This is a genomic window from Priestia sp. FSL W8-0001 (assembly GCF_038050335.1).
In the GTDB taxonomy this organism is placed as follows: Bacteria; Bacillota; Bacilli; order Bacillales; family Bacillaceae_H; genus Priestia; species Priestia flexa.
In genome coordinates, this window is sequence record NZ_JBBPAL010000001.1 from 1353087 (window position 1) to 1377735 (window position 24649).

Sequence of the window (24649 nt, forward strand, 5' to 3'; positions counted from 1 at the left end):
AGCGATTACTGTGTATAAAGATTTAGAAGGAAAAGTAGCAATCGTGACAGGAGCGGCAACTGGACTTGGAAAATCAATTGCAATAAGATTTGGACAAGAAAAAATGAAAGTGGTTGTGAACTATCGTTCAAAAAGTGAAGATGCTCAAAAAGTAGTGGAAGAAATTAAGCAAAATGGTGGAGAGGCAATCGCTGTACAAGCTGATGTATCAAAAGAAGAAGATGTGAAGCGATTGATTGAATCAGCTCATACGACATTTGGATCGCTAGATGTCATGATGAATAATGCTGGAGTTCAAAAAGAAATTCCCTCTCATGAAATGTCGCTTGAAGAATGGAACAAAGTCATTTCTGTTAACTTATCAGGGACGTTTATGGGGTGTAGAGAAGCAATTAATTACATGCTTGAACATAATATCAAAGGTACGGTCATCAACATGTCAAGCGTACACGATATTATCCCGTGGCCACATTTTGTTCATTATGCATCAAGTAAAGGCGGCATTAAAATGATGACAGAAACGTTAGCATTAGAATATGCGCCAAGAGGAATTCGCGTAAATTCAATTGGTCCAGGTGCGATTAATACGCCAATCAATGCTGAAAAATTCTCAGATCCATCAACCAAAGCTGATGTGGAAAAGCTGATTCCAATGGCTAAGATTGGAGAACCAGAAGAAATTGCAAGCGTCGCGGCATGGTTAGCATCGAACGAAGCTAGATATGTTACGGGCATCACGCTGTATGCTGATGGTGGAATGACCCTATATCCAAGTTTTCAAGCAGGAAAAGGTTAATTCATTCTTCTAGAAGGACGAATATACACACCGGTACCATTTGGCACAATGGAAGCAAGTTCGTTTACTTGTTCGTTTTTCATTCGAATACAGCCTTTTGAAACGGCTTTTCCAATCGAACTAGGGTCATTTGTTCCATGAATGCCATAGGATTGTTTTGAAAGGCTTAGCCACATTGTACCAAATGGTCCACCGGGATTTGGCTCTCTATTCACAATGACAAAGTCTCCAACAGGTGTTGTGCTAAGCATCTGCCCAACAGCAATTGGGTAAGTTGCTTTTACAACATTATTTTCTCTTAGCTCCAACTCTCTCTCCGCGATAAAGACATGAATGGAATATGGAATGGTTGTTTTATCTGGTAGGTCAGGAATAAGAATTACTTGCCCTGGTACGATGATGTTTGGGTTTAACCCTGGATTGGCCGCAAGAATCATACTGAAAGGCCTTCGATAATCAAGTGAAATTTGATACAATGTTTCACCTTGTTTCGCAACATGGAGCATGACTTTCCCTCCTTAATCATAAATCTTTTTAAAATTAACAGAATTTTTCGTTATTATATAAATCTATAGGATTATTTGTTACTATATGAACAGCGTGAGGAGAAAGTGAGCAATAGAGTAAAGGTTTCATATATACGAAATTAGAAGGTGTTGAACAAAAATGAAAATGAAGCACGGAATGATTGACATTGGGTCGAATACAATGCGACTAGTGATTTATGAAAATAGAGAACGGAAAGGCTTTAAGCAAATTGAAAACCTCAAAGTAGTAGCCAGATTACGTAATTATTTAGATAATGACAGTTTGTTAAACGAAGAAGGCATTCATGTTTTGCTTCAAACGCTACAAACGTTTCAAATTATTACGCGTCATCACGAATTAACACACGTTAGCTGCGTAGCGACTGCTACGGTTAGACAAGCTAAAAATAAAGAGTACATTGTCCAACTGGTTAAAGAAAACACTGACTTCTCAATGAAGATCTTATCGGAATATGAAGAGGCCTTTTATGGTTTTTTTGCCGTGACGAATTCAACTTCAATAGAAGAAGCTGTAACAATTGACATAGGAGGAGGGAGCACAGAACTTACTTACTTTCGAAATAGAGAACTTGTTGAATATCATAGCTTTCCTTTTGGTGCGCTCTCCTTACGTTTGCAGTATGTGAAAGACCATGTACCGACCAATGAAGAAAGAGGCAAAATCCGTGATTTTGTACGAAGTGAATTTCAAACGCTATCTTGGCTTAAAAAACGCTATGTACCAATTGTAGCAATCGGTGGAAGTGCGAGAAATCTTGTACAGCTCCATCAAAGTTTTATTCAGTATCCGCTTGCTGGGGTGCATCAATATAAAATGGCACCTAGGGACATTGCACAAGTGAAAACAATTATTACCCCCTACTCCTACGCTGAACTTCAAAAATTAGAAGGGCTATCCAAAGATCGAGCAGACACCATTATGCCTGCTATTGAAGTGTTTCAAGCCCTGTGTGAGGTCGTAAACGCGCCTTCATTTATTCTCAGTCGTAAAGGGCTTAGAGAAGGAGTGCTATATAAAGAAGCACATGAGCAAAGCCAGGGAACAATGTATCCCGACGTAGTGGAACGTAGTTTTCAAGAACTTGTCGATGACTTTGAAATTAATCCAATTTACGTTCAACAAGTAACGCGTACCGCTACAATGCTGTTTCAGCACCTGCGAGTGAATGCTTTACCAACCTTAACAGATGATGACCTCGAATTGTTAAGAAAAGGGGCTCAAGTGTTTCATTTGGGAGAATATATTGATTCAGAATCCAGCAGTCAGCATACGTTTTATTTATTAGCAAATCGTACAATTGACGGGTTAACGCATTTAGAACGCCTAAAGTTAGCATTAGTTGCTTCTTATAAAGGGAAATCTACGTTTAGACAATATATTGAGCCGTTTCGTGAATGGATTTCAAAAGAAGAACAGAGAAAACTCTTATTAGTAGGAGCTCTATTAAAATTGGCAACAAGCTTAAATGCAACTAAGCGAAATGTGGTAACACATATAGAAGTCAAGATTACGGATGCAATGTTAACTTTTACGCTCGTGTGTAATGGTAATTATAAAGCGGAAGAATACCAAGCTGAAAAACAAAAAAAGCATTTAGAAAAAGTGTTGAAAAAACCTATTGCGTTGAATTTTAAATACATTACGAATTAAAAGGTGATACTATTCCTGTACAAAATAAGAAATAAAAAATATACATGTCGTTCATCTTATCTTTATAATTAGTTCATAATTAGATATTAATTAAAAAAGGAGAGCATTTAGGGGGAAATGTAGATGGTGGATGTGGATAAAATATATAGACTGGATAAAGAAAATGAACTGACAAACCCTTCCTATTATAATAACCGGGAACTAAGCTGGTTGGCATTTAATCAGCGCGTACTAGAAGAGGCGATTGATAAACGGAATGCTCTTTTAGAACGATTAAAATTTCTAGCGATTTTCAGTTCTAATTTAGACGAATTTTTTATGGTAAGAGTAGCAGGAATAAAAGATCAAGTAAAAGCAGGATTTAATAAGCCTGAGAACAAAGCGGGACTGACCCCAAAACAGCAGCTTTCAGCAATCGCGATTAAAAATCATGAGCTCATTAAAGTTCAATCTGAAACCTATATGCATACTTTATTGCCATTGTTAAAACAAGAACAAATCAACTTTGTTTCAATCAAGGAATTAACGACGCATCAGAAAGAGTTTTTAAAATCTTATTTTATAGATCAAGTGTTTCCTGTTTTAACTCCAATGGCAGTTGATGCGTACCGACCGTTTCCGATACTTCTCAATAAAAGTTTAAATTTAGCTGTGGTATTAAAAGAAGATAACGAAGAGCAGCAAGTTACGGGGATAAAAGGAAGACTTGCCATTGTGCAGGTGCCTGCGGTTTTAGAACGGTATATTGAACTCCCAACGGATTCATTGGAACGCTCATTCGTTTTATTAGAAGAAGTGATTGCCCACTTTATTCAGCAATTGTTTAGCGGTTATGAAGTAACATCTGTGACGCAGTTTCGCATTACGCGAAATGCGGATATGACCATTCATGAAGAAGGAGCTCGAGACCTTTTAAAAGAAATTGAGAAAGAGCTGAAAAAACGAAAATGGGGCGCTGCTGTGCGTTTAGAAGTAAAAGCCTCTTATTATGATGAACAGGTTCTAGTCTATTTAAAAAGAGTGTTGGATATCCACACGAAAGATGTGTACGTAGTTGACTCACCTCTTGATTTAACCATGCTGTTTTCGTTTTGTGACAAGATTAAAGTGACGCATGAGCATTTAGGTGTTGAAGTGTTTATCCCGCAGCCTCCGCAAGATTTAGCATCGGATGAAGATATCTTTGAAAAATTGTTAGAGCAGGATTTGTTGTTTCATCATCCCTACGAGTCGTTTGAGCCGGTTGTTGACTTTGTAGCCGATGCTGCAGAAGATCCTGATGTATTAGCCATTAAACAAACTTTATATCGTGTAAGCGGAGATTCACCCGTCATAAAAGCGCTGCAAAGAGCTGCTGAAAATGGAAAACAGGTTACCGTATTGGTTGAATTAAAAGCACGGTTTGATGAAGAGAAGAACGTTCAATGGGCAAAAAAATTAGAAAAAGCGGGTTGTCACGTTATCTATGGGATGACACACTTAAAAACGCATAGCAAAATTACGCTTGTTGTCAGGAAGCGCCACAATCGAATTGAGCGATTTGTTCATCTTGGCACAGGCAATTATAATGACGCAACGGCTAAAATCTATACGGATATTAGTTACTTAACATCAAAGCGCCAGTTTGGTATTGATGCAACTAATTTCTTTAATTACTTAAGTGGCTATACGCAAAAGCCAGCTTATCACCACTTATCAGTTGCGCCGTTTGATATTCGAGATGATTTCCTTGCGTTAATTGATAAAGAAATAGCATGTCATAAAAAACACGGCAATGGCCGAATTATTGCTAAGATGAATTCCCTGACAGATAAGGCATTAATTATGAAGTTATATGAAGCTTCGCAGGCTGGTGTGTCCATTGATTTAATTGTCCGCGGTACGTGTTGTCTGCGTCCCAAAGTGGAAGGGATTAGCGAACATATTCGAGTGAGGAGTATTATAGGGAGGTTTTTAGAGCATAGTCGCATCTATACATTTCATCACAATGGAGAAAAAAAGGTGTATTTCTCATCTGCTGATATGATGACAAGAAATATGGTAAAGCGCGTTGAAATTCTATTTCCAATTCTCGAAAAATCGTTAAAAAACAGAACGCTAAAATGGTTAAACCTTATGCTTGAAGATAACATAAAAGCTAGAGAGCAGGATGCGAGCGGAAATTACTATTACCTGCCGCAGGGGCAACAAGAAGCTGTTGATAGCCAAAAAGTTTTTAGGCAACTAGCATATCAAGTCATGGAGGATGAAGAGTAAACAAAAAAGCCGATAGAAATCGGCTTTTGCACTTGTTATCGAGGAATGGGGCCAAATCCTGGTGTGCCTGGAGCCCCATAGAAAGTGTTGTAAACAGGTGGACCTCCATAGTATGGAGTAGGTGGATATGGGTAGAACGGAGGGCAACAACCCGGGCGTCCACCGAATCCGCCCACTGCTAGTCCTCCAAGTAAGCCACCAGCTAGGCCAGCTACGAATGGAAAAGCAAAAAAGCGCTGTTCACCGTTAGGAGCGGTACGATATACGCCATACGGATAATATTGATGATACATAATTCAACCTCCTTCAATGTTGTCTATGTAGTGTATGGTGGTAGGTTTCATTATGAGTCTGTCTTACTATATGTTTCTAGTGTAATCACAAAAAAACGTCTAACTAGACGTTTTCTTCAGTGTGAATAATGTAATTTCAGGTGTAGCTAAAAATCTAAAAGGAATGCGCGTTGTGCCGATGCCGCGGTTCACATATAGCTGCATTTTGCTTTCTCCAACCTCGTAAAATCCTTCTGGATAAACTGTACCAAAAGGAGGAGTGATTAACGGCCCGAAAAATGGAAGCTGAATTTGTCCTCCGTGACTATGCCCTGATAGCTGTAAATCAACGGGAAATGCCGCAGCTTTAACTGCTACGTCAGGTTCATGAATCATAGCGATTGAAAAAGTAGAAGGCTCTAATCGACCAAGTGTTTGTTCATATTGAGGATCTCCTAACATCACATCATCTAACCCACAAATCTGGATATATTCGCCGCTATCAAGTGTAATGGTGCGTACGTCATTGACTAGAAGTTGGAAGTTTGATTCCTGAATTACATCTTGATAAAGCGTCGTACCATATCCTCCATGATCATGATTTCCGTAAATTGCGTACTTTCCAAGAGGCGACTTTAATCGGTGTAAAATAGGAGGAATTCGATGCGGATAAGCATATTCATTCGGTGCATCCATTAAATCTCCTGTAAACAAAATGACATCAGGTTTGAGGCTGTTAATCTTACTAACAAGCTCTTCTAGCTGCTGAAGATTATAAGAAAGCCCAAGGTGAGTATCACTAAATTGTAAAATTGTCCGATTGTGAAAGCCGGTTGGAATATTGTTTGAAAAGATGTTTTTACGCGTTATCTGGAGTCGCCTTGGCTCAATATACTTCGCATATGTATAACCAAAGGAAGTCGTTAATACAGTTCCTAACGATAAAGAAAGTAAACCTTTTAAAAAAGAGCGTCGTGTATACGTCTTTTTCATTTTAAAATCAACCTATTCTCTTTCATATTGCCATTCTACTTATAATGGCTAAAGTTTAATTATAGCACCTCCGAAAAAAGGATAAAACTTAAAACCCTTATTTACCTAAATAACTAGTAAAAAAACTTATTTTCGAGAAAAGTGAATAACTATTCATTTCTCTTTTAGATAAAAAAAGGTAGAATAAAAGAGTAAGAGTTTTAATAAAAGGGGGATAACAGAATGAAGGAGAAAGTAGTGATTGTAACAGGTGGTTCAAGTGGGATGGGCAAACATATGGCGAAGCGTTTTGCTAGCGACGGAGCGTATGTCGTAATTACTGGAAGGTCTCTAGAGAGGTTAGAAGAAACGAAGGCGGAGATTGAAACATTTGAAAATCAAGTATTACCTGTGCAGATGGATGTACGAAACCCTGAAGATGTAAAGCGGATGGTAAGTGAAACTGATAAGCAGTTTGGTCGAATCGACTACCTTATTAACAATGCCGCAGGGAATTTTATATGCCCTGCAGAAGAGCTTTCAGTAAACGGTTGGAAAAGTGTTATTGATATTGTGTTAAACGGTACATTTTACTGTAGCTCCGAAGTAGGAAAGTATTGGATTGACCACAAGATTAAAGGAGCCATTACGAATATTGTAGCTACATATGCCTGGAATGCAGGTGCTGGAGTTATTCATTCAGCTTCAGCTAAAGCTGGCGTGTTAACAATGACAAGAACATTAGCTGTTGAATGGGCAAGTAAATATGGTATTCGAGTGAATGCAATCGCTCCTGGACCAATTGAGCGTACTGGTGGAGCAGATAAATTATTTCAATCCGAAAAGATGAAAGCGCGTACACTTAATTCGGTACCACTTAGACGATTTGGTACACCAGAAGAAATTGCAGGACTAGCTGCATTTTTATTTTCGGATGAAGCCTCTTATATTAATGGTGAATGCATAACAATGGATGGAGGCCAATGGTTAAACCAATATCCTTTTTAAATGAAGGAAAAAAGCAGACAGCCGAATGTCTGCTTTTTTGAACTTTATGAAAGCGTTACTTCATTGCAAAGACTAGCAAAAACAGGATTTTCATATTATACTTACTAAAAATGTATATATAGTAATTGAGCACATTGAATGCTACAAAAAAGCTTGAATATTCATTGCGCTTACGTAAACCAATGAAAGTAGATCAAAAGGTCTGGAAAGAGGATTGAATTGAATCTATATGATAAGGGGGGAACGTCATGGATCCTTTAGATGTGTTAACAAACATAGAGAACACCCTTCCATATTATCAAGCAATTTTTAGTGCGGATGAACACAAGATTGTTGGGTATGAAGTGTTAGCAAGGATTAAACAAGATGACGAGATTGAAAGTTTAGGAGCTTTTTTTCACGATGATGCGATTCCGGATGAATATCGAATTGAAGTGGATTATGCCGTTTTAACAAAAGCATTGAATCACATTTTAGAGCAAAAAGAAGAGTTTTTAATCTTTATTAATCAAAATCCCAATTTATTGATGAATGACCATGGAGAATCACTGTTAGAACTATTGCAGTATTTTGAAACAAAGGGGTTATCACTTAATCGAGTTGTTTTAGAAATTACTGAGCACAATTTTAATGGTGATATTGAATCTCTTCAGCATTTGTTGAAATATTATCAAACGTATGGCATTAAGGTGGCAATTGATAATATCGGTAAAGAAAGCAGTAACTTAGATCGCATTGGTTTGCTTTCACCAGATATCTTAAAAGTAGATTTGCATATTTTACGACAAACCGCTATGACGCAGTCTTATCAAGACGTTTTGTACTCGTTATCATTGCTAGCGCGTAAAATGGGAGCTACCCTGCTGTATGAAGACATTGAGGCTTCTTACCAGCTGCAATATGCATGGCGTAACGGCGGGAGGTACTTTCAAGGTTTCTATTTACATAAACCATCAGCTGAGTTGGTTGACCCGTTTCTGTTAAAAGATAAATTGAAAAATCAATTTGAAATGTTTATTGCTCATGAAAAGAAAAAATTACAGGCTATTTATGAATTAACGGAGAGTTTCGAAGTGAAAATGCAGCAGTTAATGAGTCAATGTCGCAAGATGGAAGGCTATGACGAGATGCTTCAGTATATTGCGAGTGAGCTTTCAATCGCATGCTTTCGAGTATATATATGCGACGAGAATGGGTTTCAGCGCTCATCAAACTTCTTAAAGAAAGAACATGAATGGATTGCTGAGCCAGATTACCTTCACAAAAACTGGAGCTGGCGTCCGTATTTTCTCGAAAATATCATCCGAATGAATCATGAGCAACGTGGGATTTTATCGGACTTATATAACGATATTGAAACAGGAGAGAACATCCGAACCTTTTCGTACCCAATTGAAAACGGTCATTATCTATTTATTGATATTTCATACGCCTTTTTATATGAGAAAGACGCATTATAAAAAAACATGCCCACTCTTAGTTGGGGGCATGCTTTTTTTTATTTCTAAAAATGAAAGAATATGGGGTTAAAAAGAAGGAAAGCTATTACTAATTAAAACGAAAGGGATGATCGTTTATGAAAAAAGTAGTAGCATCCATAATCATATTTTTATGTGTAGTGTGTTTGTATACGCCCGCCCAGGCTGAAGTCGACGGAGATACGCGCAATGAAATTTTTACTGCGCTACATGAAGCATTTCAAGCACAGCTTCGTTTAACGAACGAGCATTATTCAAAGGAAAAAGCAATGAATACACTGCTACCATATTTTGAAAAAAGTTATGCAGAGAAATTTCTAGATGACAATATGGTTCAAGAAGCTCAGGGGTATACCGTATACGGTTCTGATTTTGCTCTTCATTATATCCCGTATTTTTCATATGATGAACAGACAAAGGTAGCGGTTCATCCATCTATGCAAAAAGCTTACGTCTTCGAATATTTTCCGGCTGTAAAAGATGGCCCCGTATCTTATGTTGGGCATTATGAGATGCTGACGTTGACTCGCCATGAAGGAAAATGGAAAGTGTCAGGATTTACATATAGTAATCAAAAGCCGAGCTAACCTTTTCCCATAAAGTGTTTAACTTAAGAAAGATCTAAAAGCTTTTCTAGTGTTTGTAAATCAAAACCTTTTATCACATCATTGTTGACTTTAACAGTTGGTGTTGAATACGATTGAAATACGTCAATCATACGATTTCTAGCTGCTATATCTTTGGAAACGTCATATTCTTTATATGAAATATTATTGTGTTTTAAAAACAGTTTAACAATTTCACACGGTGGACAAGCTGGTTGTGTATATAACTCTACGTTTTTCATCTTAAAACTCCTTATTGTATAATATGATATTATAATCAAAAACGACAAACTGCGCCATAATAAGCCAATTTCTTACGAAAATTCATGTAAAGTACTTGTGTTTTTTCTGTATGTGGCATATAGTGAAATGGTGTCTTTTATGCATGAGGATTCATGCTGAAGAAATGAGAATGAATAAACAAGCCTTAAATAGGGTAAGTAATGATGTAATCGTTGAAAGGAGAGATTATATGTCACAATTACAAGGTATTTTAACTCGTCTTGTGAATCTCCGTGAGCAAGCAAGTGGAAGTGAAGCACCACAACGCTTCTTCGAAGTAGATGGAAAACGAATTTGTAGCGTGAAATATCATGCGAAAACTGAAACGTTTGAACTTGAAGTATATCAAGATGGCGAGAAGCCAAGCGTTTATCAATTTGATAATATTGACATGATTGCAATTGAGATTTTTGAATTAATTCATTAATGAAGCCATTAATCAGCTTAGATCTGTAAATTGTCGATGATTCGAATTAAAGCCTTGGGTGCACATTTACGTGTATCCAAGGCTTTTTATATGTCAAAAATAACTGATATACTAAACGTCCTTCATTTTATATAAAAAGTTAAAAAGAATCTTGACAATAAATAACTTTTGTCTATCTTTCTGAAGCATTTTTTTATATGATTAGAAGGTGAAAAAGTAAAACAATGTGTTGAGAGGAATAGCAAAATGCAATTAGTAGAATGTCGCATGCTTGTCGTATTGGCCCAAGAATTAAATATGAGAAAAGCAGCTGAGCGCTTATTTGTATCGCAGCCAGCTTTATCACAGCGCCTGCAAACAATTGAGCGGGCATGGGATACTCAAATCTTTATCCGTTCCCAAAAAGGTCTTTCTTTAACACCAGCTGGTGAAAAAATTGTGCAGTTTGCAAAGGAAGTTGTTGAAAAAGAAGACCAAGTAAAAGAAGATCTTCATCATTTAGACACCGAAGTATACGGTACGTTAAAGCTCGCTGTAGCCTCCATTATCGGCCAGCATTGGCTGCCAGCGGTTTTAAAAAAGTATATGGATAAATACCCCCATGCAAAGATTTCCCTTGTAACGGGATGGAGCAGCGAAATGCTTCGCTATATTTACGAAGATGAAGTTCATATCGGAATTATTCGAGGAAATCCCGAATGGAAAGGTGTAAAGGAACATCTCTTTACCGACCCTTTATATTTAGTAGATACTGAAATTGAAGATGCCTCTGAGGTACCAAATAATGATCGACCGTTTATTCAATTTAAAAGTGATTCCACCTATTATCAAGAAATACTCGATTGGTGGCACAGGGAGTTTCATACAACTCCAAAGCGAACGATTGTTGTAGACCAAATTGAGACGTGTAAACAAATGGCTTTAAACGGTCTGGGTTTTGCCATTTTACCGTCAATTGCTGTGAAAGATGCGCAGCACTTACATCGCATTCCACTATTAAAAGAAAATAAAGAGCCGATTACTAGAGATACTTGGTTAGTAGGATATGAGTCAGCGTTTAAGCTGAAACAAGTGCGTGCATTTATGGAAATTGTCAAAGAGTATATCAAAGAACAGCAAGAAAAAGAGCTATCATAATACATCTACGCATTATGTGAAAAAATGAGAAAATTACGTGACTTCTAACTTGTCATGTGGAACTCATTTTGTTACATTAGTAAAATGAAGCAAATGCTAACTTAGGAGGAATACATAATATGAAAATGATGGATGCAAACGAAATTATTTCATTTATTCAAAACAGCACAAAATCAACACCTGTAAAAGTATATGTAAAAGGTGATTTAGAAGGAATCGACTTCGGCGCTTCTTCTAAAACATTCGTAACTGGCAACACAGGTGTTGTATTCGGTGAATGGAAAGAAATTCAAGCTGTAATTGAAGCAAACGAAGGAAAAGTAGAAGATTACGTTATCGAAAACGATCGTCGTAACTCTGCAATTCCGCTTTTAGATATGAAAAATATCAAAGCGCGCATTGAGCCAGGTGCAATCATTCGTGATCAAGTTGAAATTGGAGACAATGCTGTTATTATGATGGGTGCTTCAATCAACATCGGTTCTGTAATCGGTGAAGGTACAATGATCGATATGAACGTTGTAATGGGTGGACGTGCAACAGTAGGTAAAAACTGTCACATCGGTGCAGGTTCAGTATTAGCTGGCGTAATTGAGCCACCTTCTGCAAAACCAGTTGTTGTTGAAGACGATGTTGTAATTGGTGCAAACGCAGTTGTTCTAGAAGGTGTAACAGTAGGTAAAGGTGCAGTTGTTGCCGCTGGTGCAATCGTAGTTGAAGATGTACCACCATATACGGTAGTAGCAGGTACACCAGCTCGTGTTATTAAAGAAATTGACGAAAAAACAAAATCAAAAACTGAAATCAAACAAGAGCTTCGTCAACTAAACGACTAATAAGCGAAAGACACAGAAAGCGTGGGCAACCACGCTTTCTTAACTATAAGGAGGATTTTTGGTACGTGGACATTTCTCAATTTGCTGCTTTGCGCAGAGAATTACATAAAATACCTGAGCTAGGCTTTCAAGAAGTAAAAACGCAAGCGTTTTTACTACGCTATATTGAAAGTCTTCCTCAAGAACACCTTGAAATTAAAACGTGGAAAACCGGCATCTTTGTGAAAGTGAAAGGGAAAAAACCAACGAAAACAATCGGCTATCGAGCTGACATTGATGGTCTCCCAATTACGGAAGAAACTGAGTATGAGTTTTCGTCCACTCATGAAGGTTTAATGCATGCTTGTGGTCATGATTTTCACATGAGTATTGGTTTAGGCATTCTAACACACTTTGCAAACCATCCAATTGATGATAACTTGCTGTTTATCTTTCAACCCGCTGAAGAGGGGTCGGGTGGAGCTCAGCCAATGCTTGAAAGCGAGATTATGAAAGAGTGGAAGCCTGATCAAATTGTTGCGCTACACATTGCTCCTGAATATCCAGTAGGATCAATTGCGGTGAAAGAAGGCATTTTATTTGCGAACACATCTGAACTGTTTATTGATTTAAAAGGAAAAGGAGGACATGCAGCATACCCACATAACACAAATGATATGGTGGTAGCCGCTTGTCAATTGGTTTCACAGCTACAAACAATCGTTGCTAGAAACGTTGATCCATTAGATAGTGCTGTTATTACCGTTGGCAAAATTACTGCTGGAACGGTTCAAAATATTATTGCTGAGCGCGCTCGCATTGAAGGAACCATTCGTACGCTATCTCCTGAGTCAATGGCACGTGTTAAAGAGCGGATTGAGGCTATTGTAAAAGGTGTGGAAGTAGGTTATCAGTGTGAGACAGTCATTGATTATGGTTGTATGTATCATCAAGTTTACAACAATCATGATATGACAAAGGAATTTATGACATTTGCTAGAGCTCAAGAAGAAGTTGAGGTTATTGAGTGTCAAAAAGCGATGACGGGAGAGGATTTTGGTTACATGTTAAAAGAGATTCCTGGCTTTATGTTTTGGCTTGGAGTAAATTCTCCTTATGGTCTTCATCATTCAAAGCTTCAGCCTGATGAGAAAGCAATTGAGGTAGCCATTTCTCTTATTACTCGCTATTTCGAAATGAAAGGCATTGCATAAGAAAACCCCGGAAGCTAAACTTCCAGGGTTTTTTCGTTATCCGTTATCTTTAGCGGGCTGTGGTGATTCACCAGTCGGCTTTTCAACGTATACTTGGTGTGGGAAAGGAATTTCAATTCCATGCGCGTCAAATGCTTCTTTAAACGCTTTACGAAGCTTACGTTCTACTCCCCATTGCTCGCCATTTTTCGTTTTTCCAACTACTCGTAGTACAACGTCTGATGCACCTAGCCCCTGAACACCAAGAACGTTTGGTCCATCTACAATGTTTTCATCTTCTTGTGCAATACGATCACATACTTCTTGTAAAATAGAAACTGCGCGATCAATATCGTCATCATATGAGATGCCAATGTCTACAAGCGCACGCATATTTCCACGAGAGTGGTTGCTTAGGCTCGTAATCTCACGATTTGGCACATAGTGCAATGTTCCGTCAAATCCGCGAATTTGAGTTGTACGAAGTCCTACAGATTCAACAATGCCTGAAAAGCTCCCTGTTGTTACATAATCGTCCACATCAATTTGTTTCTCAAGTAGTAAGAAAAATCCTGTAACAATATCGCTCACAAGTCCTTGCGCGCCAAAACCAATTGCTAATCCCACGACTCCAGCACCGGCAAGAAGCGCTGTTGCCTGCACGCCAACAGTTTCAAGTAACATTACAATAACAATAAAGATAAGAACGTATGAAAATACATTTACCATTAAGCTTTTAAGCGTAAGTGCTCTACCTTTTGACACGCTATCACGTTCCATCATACGGTTGAAAGAACGATCAATAATACGAGTTCCAATGGAACGTACGATTAAGAAACCAATTAAGATGAGGATAAGTTTTAACGCAACTACCCCTGCAACTGTCAGAAGTTGTTCCCAATTGACTTCTGAAAAATTCAACATAAAAAATTCATCCTTTCTAAACATAAAGCCTTAACTGGAAATAAATGAAGAAGATAACCATATGTAATGTAAAAACTTGCTTAGTTTCTGGCTCTTTCAGTACATTAATTTATTCCCGCTATTAGACATGCTAAACTTAATTTGTCCCTTTTTGCAAGTCATTAACGTTATTTTTTCTAGAAATGAGCAAAAAAAGTTCGTTTATCTTAGATAAAAATAGGGCATAACATGTATATCGTCCTATTTCATGTAGTTTGTAACGAATTAATAGGTATAATTTACTATATTTAAATGAAGAGCAGAATAAACCTGAGTTTATTATTATGTTGGAGGGATGATTCATGCCAGAACGCATGGTAGCCAAGCAGGCCCCACGCTTTGAAATGGAAGCAGTATTGCCGAATAAAGAGTTTGGAAAAGTAAGCTTAGAAGAAAATATGAAACAAGATAAATGGACAGTTCTGTTCTTTTATCCTATGGATTTTACAACAGTGTGTCCAACTGAGATTATGGCTTTATCAGATCGATACGATGAGTTTAAAAAGTTAGAGGCAGAAGTAATTGGCGTCTCAACAGATACTATTCATACGCATTTAGCTTGGATTAAATCAGATCGACGAGACAACGGATTAGGACCAGTTAACTATCCTTTAGCTGCAGATACAAATCATATTGTTTCACGTGAATATGGCGTTTTAATTGAAGAAAAAGGCGTAGCTTTACGTGGCTTATTTATTATTAATCCTCAAGGAGAACTGATGTACGCTGTTGTCAACCATAATAACATTGGCCGAGATGTAGATGAAACGCTGCGCGTATTACACGCTTTACAAACTGGGGAGCTTTGTCCTGCAAACTGGAAACCAGGACAAGCTACGTTATAAAAAAGCTTAGGGCAAAGATAAAAACTTTCTTACAGCTAAAGTTCGGCTGAAGAATTAGTTAAAGCTAAGTGAAAATATATAAATGCTGGTGTTTCTAAAAAGTAGACATCAGTGTTTTTTATGTTTTGTTTAGAAAGTAGAAAATACGTTTGAAGATGACGAATTTATATCATACTAACAATAATTTAGTATTGAAGGAGGAATTTATATGCAAATTGGAATGATTGGTCTGGGAAAAATGGGAGCGAACCTTTCGCTAAACTTGATGGAACACAACCATGCAGTTGTAGCATTTGACGTGAATAAAGAAGCGGTTAAAACGTTGGAAGAACAAGGAGCTGTGGGGGCTCACTCAATAGAAGAATTAGTTAAAAAATTAGAAAAGCCAAAAGTAGCTTGGGTGATGGTACCGGCGGGAGATCTTACAGAAAAGGTAATAAATGAGCTTCAAGGCCTGCTTGATGAAGGAGATATTATTATAGATGGTGGAAACTCAAAGTACCAAGATTCTGTTCGTCATGCTGAAAAAGCTCATCAAAAGGGGATTCACTTTTTTGATGTCGGAACCAGCGGTGGAATGGAAGGAGCACGAAATGGAGCCTGCATGATGATTGGTGGAGATAAGGAAGCTTTCGCTCACATTGAACCTATTTTTAAAGATATAAATGTGGAAAAAGGCTATCTGTATGCAGGAGATGCAGGAAGCGGCCACTTCTTGAAAATGGTACATAATGGAATTGAATATGGTATGATGCAAGCAATTGCAGAAGGGTTTGATGTGTTGCAAAAAAGTCAGTTTGATTATGACTATGAAGCTGTTGCGAGAGTATGGAACAATGGTTCTGTTATCCGCTCGTGGTTAATTGAGCTGATGGAACGTGCCTTTTCAAAAGATCCTCGTTTGGATGATATCCGTGGCGTGATGCATTCTTCTGGAGAGGGAAAATGGACGGTTGAATCAGCTTTAGACTTACAAGTTCCAACACCGGTTATTGCGCTTTCACTAATGATGCGCTATCGTTCATTAGAAGATGATACCTTTACCGGGAAAGTTGTGGCTGCTCTTCGAAATGAATTCGGTGGTCATGCTGTAGAGAAAAAGTAAAGGGAAATCTAAAAGCTGTGGAAATCCGCAGCTTTTTTTTCTGCAAGCTGACATGTATAGAGAAAAGAAGTCTTACATTATGGTAAAATAAAGTAGTATATGGACTTCACTTGTTACTATATGGAGGATTTTTCATGAAAAAGGAATTTGCAGTAGTTGGATTAGGGAGATTTGGCGGTAGCATTTGTAAAACATTAAGTGATCAAGGTATGGAAGTACTGGCTATTGATACGGATGAAGAGAAAGTAAATGAGTATGCGAGCGTTGCCTCACATGCCGTAGTGGGAGACTCTACGGATGAAGGTGTACTAAAAAGTTTAGGCATTCGTAACTTTGATCATGTCATAGTAGCTATTGGTGATAATATTCAAGCAAGCATTTTAACCACGCTGATTTTAAAGGAGCTAGGCGTAAAGAAAATTACGGTAAAAGCGCAAAATGATTATCATGCTAAGGTATTATCGAAAATTGGAGCTAACTTTATTGTGCATCCAGAACGTGATATGGGAAGAAGAATTGCCAATAGTATGATTTCCAATAGCGTACTTGACTATCTAGAGCTATCTGATGAGCACAGTATTGTTGAGCTAGTTGCGAGTAAAAAAATGGCGGGAAATACGCTTATCGACTTAGATATTCGTGCTAAATATGGTATTAATATTGTTGCAATTAAGAGAAGCCAAGATATTATTGTCTCTCCACAAGCATCAGAGTCAATCAAACAGGGTGACATTTTAATTGTTATTGGTGCAGATGTAAATATTAATCGATTTGAGAATAAATTCGCAGATATGTAATGAAAACCTGCTTTCAGCATTGGAAGCAGGTTTTTGCTATGTATTTATAGAAAATATGGATTTTATTGGTGGTTTGTTAGTACAATAGTAAGCGGAGGAATGCAAGATGAAAACTTTTTTAGTGCAAACTACTATGTTTTTAGCGATATGGATTGCCCTTTTTTTTTCAATGTATCAAAGCGTAAATACTCTTGGATTACTTTTTTTAAGTTTTCTGTCCATGCTTATTTATTTTACAAAACCACTGTGGAGGCAGAAGCTAGGAAATCAAATGTGTCAAGTGTTGGTGCTGACAAGCTTAGGGTTCTTCTTATCGTTCTCCCCACTTTTAATGGCTCTTTTTCTGTATGTTAGTGTTGAAGCAGCCAGTGAAGTGAAGGGACTTTCTTTTCGAATTTATGCTGGATGTACACTGATTGCTTTTTTACTTTTAACCTGGATTAAGTTAGAGGACTTATTACTACCAACCATTATCATAACTGTGCTAATTGGGGTTGTTTTGTATCAATTAGGTGTAAGTAGGGAAGAAAAGCAACAAAAACAGCTTTTATATGATGAGCTTAGAGGTGAATATCGCTCTCTTAAACGAATGAGTTTGGAGGCAGATAAAGCGGCTCGAAATGAAGAAAGAACAAGAATTGCTCGAGATATTCACGATTCTGTTGGCCATAAATTAACGGCTTTATTACTAAATATTCAAGTGTTAAAGATGAGTCAAGAGTTAGAAAATGTACAGCTAGACCAATTAAAACGGTTAGCAGAAGAAAGCTTAGCCGAAACACGTCATGCTGTAAAGGAGTTGGATAAATCAACCTTACAGGGAGTAGCATCCATTGTTCATTTAATTAAAAAGTTAGAATCAGAGAGTCATATGAATGTTTCGTTTACAGTGAAGCAGCGAGTATTATCACTGACGCTGTCCAATACTCAAAGCGTCGCGTTATATCGCGCTATTCAAGAGGGATTTACAAACGCAATGCGTCACGGTAGTTCAAGAGAATTAGCAATTACTCTAATGCTATCACCAGTAGGAGATTTATCTTTCAAAATAAAAAACAGCATTGCACCTGATGCACCTCCTTTTCAAGAAGGGTTTGGGTTAAAGGCATTAAAGCAGCGGATTGAAAGTATCCGAGGACAAGTAAGCTACTTGCAAACACCTGAACATTTTTCTATAGAAGGCATCATTAAACTAAATTAAGGGATACAAAGAAGGTGAGTTTACTTGATTCATATTTTACTTGTGGAAGATCAAAGCATTGTTCGTTCAGGAATTAAAATGATGATTGAACAAGATGCTGCTCTGTGCGTGCGAGCAGAAGCGAGTAATGGAAAAGAAGCGTTAGAGCAGCTGGAGCGTCATATGATTGATCTTGTGATTATGGACGTATCAATGCCAATTATGAACGGAATTGAATCGACCCAGAAGATAAAAGCGCAGTGGCCAACAATACGGGTATTAATGCTAACGACCTTTAATGATGAAGAGTATGCTATGCAGGCTCTTCAATATGGAGCAAATGGGTTTATGCTAAAAACGGCTGACCCCGAGCATCTCATTCAATCCATTCATAGTTGTATGAACGGTGGTTTAAGTATTCATGATCACGTAACGGCTAAAATTATGCCAAGGTTATTAAGAAAAGAAGCAGCAGACCCTATACAGATTGAACTTACAAAAAGAGAAAGAGAGTTAGTCAAACTTGTAGGAGAAGGGAAAACGAACAAGGAAATTGCAGCAGAGCTTTATTTATCAATTGGAACGGTTAAAAATCATCTTACGCAAATTCTACATAAGCTAGAGCTGCGTGACCGCACGCAGCTGGCTATTTATGCTGTGAAAAATCACTTAGCGTGAAGAAATCTTCTGACAAGAGGTCAGAAGATTTTTTGTCATGTGACGGAGGTCATAGTTTGGAATAGAAGAAGTGACGGAAGTAAGTGGTGAAGGAAGTGTTGAATTTATAAGATGAAGTAAGAAAGAAAATAAAGGAGTGAAGCCTTATGCTAGAAGTCATCGAACTAAGTAAAGCATACAAAAAAGCGAAAGTAGTAAATAACATCAGCTTGTTTTTAGAACGTGGCGAAACAATTGGATTATTAGGGCCAAACGGTGCAGGAAAGTCAACGACCATTTCTTTGATTTCTTCTCTTATTAAACCGTCAAGCGGTGACATACGTATCAACGGGAAAAGCAGCGTAGAAGATCCAATTCATATGAGACAAATACTGGGCGTTGTTCCTCAAGAGCTAGCTTTATATGATGAATTAACGGCAAGAGAAAATCTCGACTTTTTTGGAAGAACCCAAAGAATGAAAGGAAAACAGCTAGCTGAAAAAGTGGATGAGATTTTAAACATGATTAGCTTAACCGACCGCCAGCATGATCGTGTGAAAATCTTTTCTGGAGGAATGAAAAGACGACTTAACATCGGTATTGCGCTTCTTCATAGTCCAAAGCTTTTAATTATGGACGAACCGACCGTTGGAATTGATCCACAATCTAGGTTTCACATTCTAGAGTCGGTTAAGCATTTAAATCAGCACTATGGTATTAGCGTGATCTATACAAGTCATTATATGGAAGAAGTAGAACAGCTTTGTAACCGTATTTACATTATGGATAAAGGAAACATTATTGCTTCTGGTACAAAAGAAGAGCTTCGAAGCATTTTATCTTCTGAACAAATTATTCATTTTAAAGCAGATTGGATTAAAGAAGGACTTATTCATAAACTACAGTCTCACCCATCTGTATCAAAGTTAACGCATACGGATGGATCTGTTCAATTCTCTGTTCCAAAAAATGTGAATATATTAGCCGATTTGTTTAAGTTTGCTGAGGAACAAGAGATGATGATTTCCGCTGTCCAGATTGAAGCACCAACGCTTGAAGATGTGTTTTTACATTTAACTGGTCGAACGTTAAGAGATTGATGAGGGGGAATAAGGATGTTTTTTGCGCTTTTAAAAAAGCAGTTCATACAGTTTATTAGACGCCCTCAAGAACTTATTATTTTATTGTTAATGCCGTTTGTTTTAATTGTAATCTTAGGATTTTCTCTTGGAAGTATTATGTCTGATAAGCCTGGTTTTGAAGCCACTGTTGGGGTAGTTGTGAAAGGGGATGAAGAAGAAGAAATAGAACGCTTTAAAAAAGAATTAGCCCTGCAATCGTTACCTGAGGAAGCGAAGAAACAGGTGTTTACGACTGTTGATCATATGAAGCCAATAGAGTTTTTACTACAAAATACGTTTCAACAAAAAGAAGTAACGCAGTTTATTAAGATGAAACAGATTTCAGATACTGGGTTAGAAAAAGCCAAACGAAGCAATGAATATAGTGCAATTATGGTGTTTCCTGAAGGGTTCTCATACGGGGTATTACAAAATCAATTTTTAAAAAGAAACATCGAGAATCCACCGCTAACAATTATTCAAAATGAAGACAAATCAATTGGTGCCGATACGGTAACTAGTATAATAGAAGCTTATCAACAAAAGTTATCTCTGTACACTTATGCTAGTCAAGTAAATCCTGAAAAAGCAGGTAATATCGAAATAGTAGGTTCTTTAGGAGAAAAAGAAACGGCGAACAAAGAAAAGCCGCTTTCAGCTCTTGCTTACTATGCGATAGGCATGAGCATGATGTTTGTTCTCTATCTTGCTCCTAGCTTAGCTACGAACGCTTATGTAGAAAAAGAAGCTCATAGCTTGTCGCGTATCATTCTTGCTAACGTATCGCCGACTCTTTATTATTTTAGTATTTTCTGTACAGGTTTCTTACTAGCTCTATGTCAATTGCTTATTTTGTATAGTCTCGTGACAATATGCTTTGGAATTATATGGCCGAACTTACTGGCGTTTTTAACCATTACTGTTGCTGTGAGTATGGCTGTAGGAGGAATTAGCGCATGTCTATCTTCTGTGGTGCATCGCTGCAATTCAGAGGATGTGGTTTCCATCTTTCGAAATGTAGTTGTTACGATATTAGCATTTTTGGGAGGCAGCTTTTTTCCTACTGAACAGCTTTCAAGCCAGCTTGCAAAAATCGGTGAAATAGTGCCAAACGGAGCTGGTACGCAAGCTTACTTACGCGTGTTGCAAGGGGAATCTATTCTGAATATTAGCGGGGAACTGTTTACGTTGCTTATGACGGCTGTCGTCATGTTTAGTACCGTCTGGTTGCTTGGAAGGAAGGTGTGGAAAAGTTGAATACGGTTTTAATTGGGCGATTTAAGCAGCTGCGTAGAAGTCCATGGGCGGTAGTGGTGTCACTCTTTTTAGTTATTGTATTTGCGTACCTAATGGGAAAAGTTGATCAAACGAGTACTACTATCCTTGTATATAGTAAAGATCAACAAGTAAACGTCACATCTCTTATTCACGATTTAAACCAAACCCAGCACTTACTATTTAAAGAAAGCAATGAAAATGAAGCGCGAGATCAAGTAAAAGAAGGTAAAGCAGAAGTAGCTTTAGAAGCAGGGATAAATGATTTTAAGTTAATCTTAACATCAGAAACAACACTTACAGAAAAAGTAAATCAACATGTGAAAGCACATTACGAACAGCGAATACAAACCCAATCACTTGCGAAGCAGTTTACATCCAAAGAAGCAGGCATGATTAACAAAAAAATTGAAGAAGCTCCTATCTTTAAGGTTAATGTAGAAAGTATGCAAAAAACAGAAGGAATTATGCTTCAAGAGAATATGCAGGCGCTCTTTGGCTTTACGCTATTTTTTATCATATATACCATTGGATTTAGTGTGCTCAAAATTTTGCAAGATCGGAAAATTGGAGTCTGGGACCGCCTTCTTATTTCAAGACTTTCAAAAGTAGACCTTTATACAGGGAACTTAGTATATTCATTTTTAATTGCGTATGTAGAAGTCATTGTTATTTTTAGCACATTCCATTTTGGTCTTGGAGTAGATTTTAACGGTCGATTTGTACTTAGTTTACTCATCGTTATTCCTTACCTATTGGCAACTGTTGCTCTATGTATGTTTCTAGCAGGAGTGGTCAAGAGCATTGCTCAGTATCACGTGCTTATTCCTCTATTAGCAGTGAGTATGGCAATGATAGGAGGGGCATATTGGCCTCTTGAAATTGTCACATCTCCAGTTATGCTGACACTTTCAAAGTTCGTACCGTTGACATATGGAATGGACCTTTTAAAGCAAGTTGTGCTCTATGATTATGCATGGCAAAAAATTGCGTACTCAAGCCTATTATTATGCATTATTACAGTGGTATTAATGGCTCTTGGAATTAATATTTTAGAGAAGAAACATACGTAAAAAGGATTCGCGTAAGCGAATCCTTTTTCTTATACTTCCATAATGATTGGTAAAATCATTGGACGACGTTTTGTTTTTTCATAGAGGAATGGAGCTAGTGTGTCTGTAATTTCATTTTTAATTTCAGACCACTGAGATGTACGGCGCTCCATTACTTTATTTAAGTGCTTTGTAATTAATGATTGTGCATCGTTAATTAAATCGCCAGATTCGCGCATGTAAACAAATCCACGTGAGATAATATCTGGACCCGCTGCAATTTTAAAGTCTTTCATGTTAATGCTAACAACGACGATTACAAGACCTTCTTCAGATAGAATACGACGATCTCGCAGTACGATATTACCAATATCACCAATGCCGCTTCCGTCAATATAAACAGAACCAGATGGGATTTTACCCGCTACGGATGCTTCGTTCTCGCTTAGTGCTAATACTTCACCGTTATCCATAATGAAGCAGTTTTCTTCTTGAACACCGCAGTCAGTTGCTAGCTTGATATGCATCTTTTGCATGCGGTACTCACCATGAATTGGCATAAAGTACTTTGGTTTCATTAAGCGAAGCATTAATTTTTGTTCTTCTTGTCCACCGTGACCTGACGTATGGATGTCATTCAGTTTACCATGAATAACTTCAGCACCAGCACGGAATAACATATCGATCGTTTTGCTTACACTTACTGTGTTACCTGGAATTGGTGATGAAGAGAAAACAACTGTATCCCCAGGGATAATCTGAATTTGACGGTGTGTACCGTTTGCAATACGTGATAAAGCAGCCATCGGTTCACCTTGACTACCTGTACATAAAATTGTTACGCGGTTAGCAGGAATACGATTGATTTGAGATGGTTCAATAAACGTATCTTTTGGACAAGAGATATAGCCAAGCTCCTGACCAATATCAATTGCTGCTTCCATACTGCGACCAAACACAGCAATTTTACGATTGTTTAATACAGCAGCTTCAACAACTTGCTGTAAACGATGAATGTTAGATGCAAACGTTGCGAAAATAATACGGCCTTCAACTTTTCGGAAAATGTCATGAATGCTGTCACCAACGCGACGCTCAGACATTGTAAAGTTAGGGATTTCACTGTTTGTACTATCTGATAGTAGGCATAGTACGCCGTCTTTACCGATTTCAGCCATCTTTGTTAAGTTCGCTGGTTCTCCAACTGGTGTAAAGTCAAACTTAAAGTCACCTGTATGTACAATTTGTCCATTTGGTGTTTTTACAACAATACCGTATGAATCAGGAATGCTGTGTGTTGTACGGAAAAACGTTACCGACGTCTTGCGAAACTTAATAACGTCGTCTTCTGTAATTTCATGAAGCTGTGCAGTTCTAAGTAATCCGTGCTCATCCAGCTTATTGCGTAGTAAACCTAACGCTAGCTTTCCAGCATAAATTGGAATGTTTAATTCGCGTAAAAGATACGGAATTCCACCGATGTGATCCTCATGACCATGTGTTACGAAAAGTCCACGGATTTTGTCTGCGTTTTTAACTAAATAGCTGTAATCAGGAATTACATAATCAATACCTAATAGTTCATCTTCTGGAAACTTAATTCCGGCATCGATAAGAATAATTTCATCTTGAAACTGTACGGCATAGGTATTCTTACCGATTTCACCTAGTCCACCTAGAGCGAATACCGCCGTCTGATTATTTTTTACAAATTTCATTTTTATCATATCTCCAATACTTTAAAATCTTCGCTGTGTTGCTCATATTCTAAGTAGTCTCCGTCCACTAGTTGAACAAATTCAATGTTAATTGAACGCGCTTTTAACTTTTTACGAACGTCGCGTTCAGACTCTCCTTCTACATAAACAGTTTGTGTGTTTTCACGAACTGGTACTTCTGTTAATTTTTCTTGAAAATATACTTTAAAAATCATAACTTCATTCTCTCCTTAAATCCGAAATTCAAATAACTTATTTTATTATAATATAAAATGTGTATGTATTTCATGTATTTTCTAAAGAAACTTGCTTTCACTACATTTTAGACATCAAAATAACACAAGTCAATTCGTTAAATGCAAAATAGGGACGATTTCTATCGATAAACTTAAATTTTATTGAAAAATTATACGAATAGCTAATATGAAATTATGACTATGTGAAAAAATTGACTGACTGGACTGCTTATTTAAATAGAAAATAAGGGCTATTCTAT

General features: G+C 37.5%; 25 protein-coding genes. 18 read left to right on the top strand and 7 right to left on the bottom strand.

Annotated elements, in window-relative coordinates; all coding sequences use genetic code 11:
* Positions 1–10: 10 nt before the first annotated feature.
* A complete protein-coding gene (locus MKZ18_RS07150; RefSeq protein WP_025909204.1) occupies positions 11–796 on the top strand; it encodes a glucose-1-dehydrogenase in 786 nt (261 codons plus the stop codon).
* On the opposite strand, the gene MKZ18_RS07155 is transcribed toward MKZ18_RS07150, so the two are convergent.
* The gene (locus MKZ18_RS07155) at positions 793–1302 is read right to left on the bottom strand and encodes a L,D-transpeptidase family protein (RefSeq protein WP_341344521.1); all 510 of its coding nucleotides are present in this window, start codon (positions 1300–1302) and stop codon (positions 793–795) included. The two genes, MKZ18_RS07150 and MKZ18_RS07155, sit on opposite strands and share 4 nt — an antisense overlap.
* A gap of 160 nt (positions 1303–1462) precedes the next feature.
* Between MKZ18_RS07155 and MKZ18_RS07160 the strand changes: the two genes are divergently transcribed.
* Positions 1463–2995 (top strand): Ppx/GppA family phosphatase, encoded by a 1533-nt coding sequence (locus MKZ18_RS07160; RefSeq protein WP_138117193.1) that lies wholly within the window; start codon positions 1463–1465, stop codon positions 2993–2995.
* Positions 2996–3118: 123 nt separating this feature from the next.
* Entirely contained in the window at positions 3119–5251 is a 2133-nt protein-coding gene (locus MKZ18_RS07165) for an RNA degradosome polyphosphate kinase (protein WP_340842638.1), read from the top strand.
* Between the two features lie 35 nt (positions 5252–5286).
* Here MKZ18_RS07165 and MKZ18_RS07170 read toward each other — a convergent pair whose 3' ends face one another.
* Both MKZ18_RS07170 and MKZ18_RS07175 read right to left on the bottom strand, forming a co-directional pair.
* Positions 5287–5544, bottom strand: coding sequence for a hypothetical protein (locus MKZ18_RS07170; protein ID WP_119542973.1), 258 nt, complete (start codon positions 5542–5544; stop codon positions 5287–5289).
* Positions 5545–5643: 99 nt separating this feature from the next.
* Complete coding sequence (locus tag MKZ18_RS07175) at positions 5644–6516, bottom strand: metallophosphoesterase (RefSeq protein WP_206782750.1); 873 nt, start codon at positions 6514–6516, stop codon at positions 5644–5646.
* 222 nt (positions 6517–6738) lie between these two features.
* Here MKZ18_RS07175 and fadH point away from each other — a divergent pair, with 222 nt between their 5' ends.
* The 3 genes from fadH (at position 6739) to MKZ18_RS07190 (ending at position 9568) form a co-directional block, all read left to right on the top strand.
* On the top strand, positions 6739–7503 hold the full coding sequence (gene fadH, locus MKZ18_RS07180; RefSeq protein ID WP_025909150.1) for a 2,4-dienoyl-CoA reductase: 765 nt from the start codon (positions 6739–6741) through the stop codon (positions 7501–7503).
* A gap of 248 nt (positions 7504–7751) precedes the next feature.
* Positions 7752–8963 carry an EAL domain-containing protein gene (locus tag MKZ18_RS07185; protein ID WP_025909149.1) on the top strand — a complete coding sequence of 404 codons (1212 nt, stop codon included), beginning with the start codon at positions 7752–7754 and terminating at the stop codon, positions 8961–8963.
* A gap of 116 nt (positions 8964–9079) precedes the next feature.
* The gene (locus tag MKZ18_RS07190; RefSeq protein WP_025909148.1) at positions 9080–9568 is read left to right on the top strand and encodes a DUF3993 domain-containing protein; all 489 of its coding nucleotides are present in this window, start codon (positions 9080–9082) and stop codon (positions 9566–9568) included.
* 23 nt (positions 9569–9591) lie between these two features.
* Here MKZ18_RS07190 and MKZ18_RS07195 read toward each other — a convergent pair whose 3' ends face one another.
* On the bottom strand, positions 9592–9828 hold the full coding sequence (locus MKZ18_RS07195) for a glutaredoxin domain-containing protein (protein WP_076513039.1): 237 nt from the start codon (positions 9826–9828) through the stop codon (positions 9592–9594).
* A gap of 230 nt (positions 9829–10058) precedes the next feature.
* Here MKZ18_RS07195 and MKZ18_RS07200 point away from each other — a divergent pair, with 230 nt between their 5' ends.
* The 4 genes from MKZ18_RS07200 to MKZ18_RS07215 all read left to right on the top strand — a co-directional run bounded on the left by MKZ18_RS07200 (position 10059) and on the right by MKZ18_RS07215 (position 13461).
* On the top strand, positions 10059–10295 hold the full coding sequence (locus MKZ18_RS07200; RefSeq protein WP_025909146.1) for a YkuJ family protein: 237 nt from the start codon (positions 10059–10061) through the stop codon (positions 10293–10295).
* Between the two features lie 246 nt (positions 10296–10541).
* The gene (locus tag MKZ18_RS07205; protein WP_025909145.1) at positions 10542–11432 is read left to right on the top strand and encodes a LysR family transcriptional regulator; all 891 of its coding nucleotides are present in this window, start codon (positions 10542–10544) and stop codon (positions 11430–11432) included.
* A gap of 119 nt (positions 11433–11551) precedes the next feature.
* A complete protein-coding gene (gene dapD / locus MKZ18_RS07210; RefSeq protein WP_025909144.1) occupies positions 11552–12268 on the top strand; it encodes a 2,3,4,5-tetrahydropyridine-2,6-dicarboxylate N-acetyltransferase in 717 nt (238 codons plus the stop codon).
* A gap of 65 nt (positions 12269–12333) precedes the next feature.
* Positions 12334–13461, top strand: coding sequence for an N-acetyldiaminopimelate deacetylase (locus MKZ18_RS07215; protein ID WP_341344522.1), 1128 nt, complete (start codon positions 12334–12336; stop codon positions 13459–13461).
* A gap of 36 nt (positions 13462–13497) precedes the next feature.
* Here the strand turns inward: MKZ18_RS07215 and MKZ18_RS07220 are convergent, their stop codons facing one another.
* A complete protein-coding gene (locus MKZ18_RS07220; protein ID WP_025909142.1) occupies positions 13498–14364 on the bottom strand; it encodes a mechanosensitive ion channel family protein in 867 nt (288 codons plus the stop codon).
* 341 nt (positions 14365–14705) lie between these two features.
* Here MKZ18_RS07220 and MKZ18_RS07225 point away from each other — a divergent pair, with 341 nt between their 5' ends.
* The 8 genes from MKZ18_RS07225 (at position 14706) to MKZ18_RS07260 (ending at position 22456) form a co-directional block, all read left to right on the top strand.
* Positions 14706–15248, top strand: a complete 543-nt coding sequence (locus tag MKZ18_RS07225) for a peroxiredoxin (protein WP_340842633.1) — start codon at positions 14706–14708, stop codon at positions 15246–15248.
* Between the two features lie 208 nt (positions 15249–15456).
* Positions 15457–16353 carry a phosphogluconate dehydrogenase (NAD(+)-dependent, decarboxylating) gene (gnd, locus tag MKZ18_RS07230; RefSeq protein ID WP_340842632.1) on the top strand — a complete coding sequence of 299 codons (897 nt, stop codon included), beginning with the start codon at positions 15457–15459 and terminating at the stop codon, positions 16351–16353.
* Between the two features lie 134 nt (positions 16354–16487).
* Complete coding sequence (locus tag MKZ18_RS07235; protein WP_025909139.1) at positions 16488–17150, top strand: potassium channel family protein; 663 nt, start codon at positions 16488–16490, stop codon at positions 17148–17150.
* Between the two features lie 106 nt (positions 17151–17256).
* On the top strand, positions 17257–18351 hold the full coding sequence (locus tag MKZ18_RS07240; protein ID WP_340842630.1) for a sensor histidine kinase: 1095 nt from the start codon (positions 17257–17259) through the stop codon (positions 18349–18351).
* Between the two features lie 24 nt (positions 18352–18375).
* A complete protein-coding gene (locus tag MKZ18_RS07245; RefSeq protein ID WP_025909137.1) occupies positions 18376–19008 on the top strand; it encodes a response regulator in 633 nt (210 codons plus the stop codon).
* Between the two features lie 146 nt (positions 19009–19154).
* On the top strand, positions 19155–20087 hold the full coding sequence (locus MKZ18_RS07250; protein ID WP_076513037.1) for an ABC transporter ATP-binding protein: 933 nt from the start codon (positions 19155–19157) through the stop codon (positions 20085–20087).
* Between the two features lie 15 nt (positions 20088–20102).
* Positions 20103–21365, top strand: coding sequence for an ABC transporter permease (locus tag MKZ18_RS07255; RefSeq protein ID WP_340842628.1), 1263 nt, complete (start codon positions 20103–20105; stop codon positions 21363–21365).
* Positions 21362–22456 carry an ABC transporter permease gene (locus MKZ18_RS07260; RefSeq protein ID WP_206782749.1) on the top strand — a complete coding sequence of 365 codons (1095 nt, stop codon included), beginning with the start codon at positions 21362–21364 and terminating at the stop codon, positions 22454–22456. The genes MKZ18_RS07255 and MKZ18_RS07260 overlap by 4 nt, the downstream gene beginning before the upstream one ends.
* Positions 22457–22485: 29 nt before the next feature.
* Here the strand turns inward: MKZ18_RS07260 and rnjA are convergent, their stop codons facing one another.
* Both rnjA and MKZ18_RS07270 read right to left on the bottom strand, forming a co-directional pair.
* A complete protein-coding gene (gene rnjA, locus MKZ18_RS07265; RefSeq protein WP_025909133.1) occupies positions 22486–24153 on the bottom strand; it encodes a ribonuclease J1 in 1668 nt (555 codons plus the stop codon).
* A 5-nt stretch (positions 24154–24158) separates the two neighbouring features.
* The gene (locus MKZ18_RS07270) at positions 24159–24368 is read right to left on the bottom strand and encodes a DNA-dependent RNA polymerase subunit epsilon (protein WP_025909132.1); all 210 of its coding nucleotides are present in this window, start codon (positions 24366–24368) and stop codon (positions 24159–24161) included.
* Positions 24369–24649: the final 281 nt, after the last annotated feature.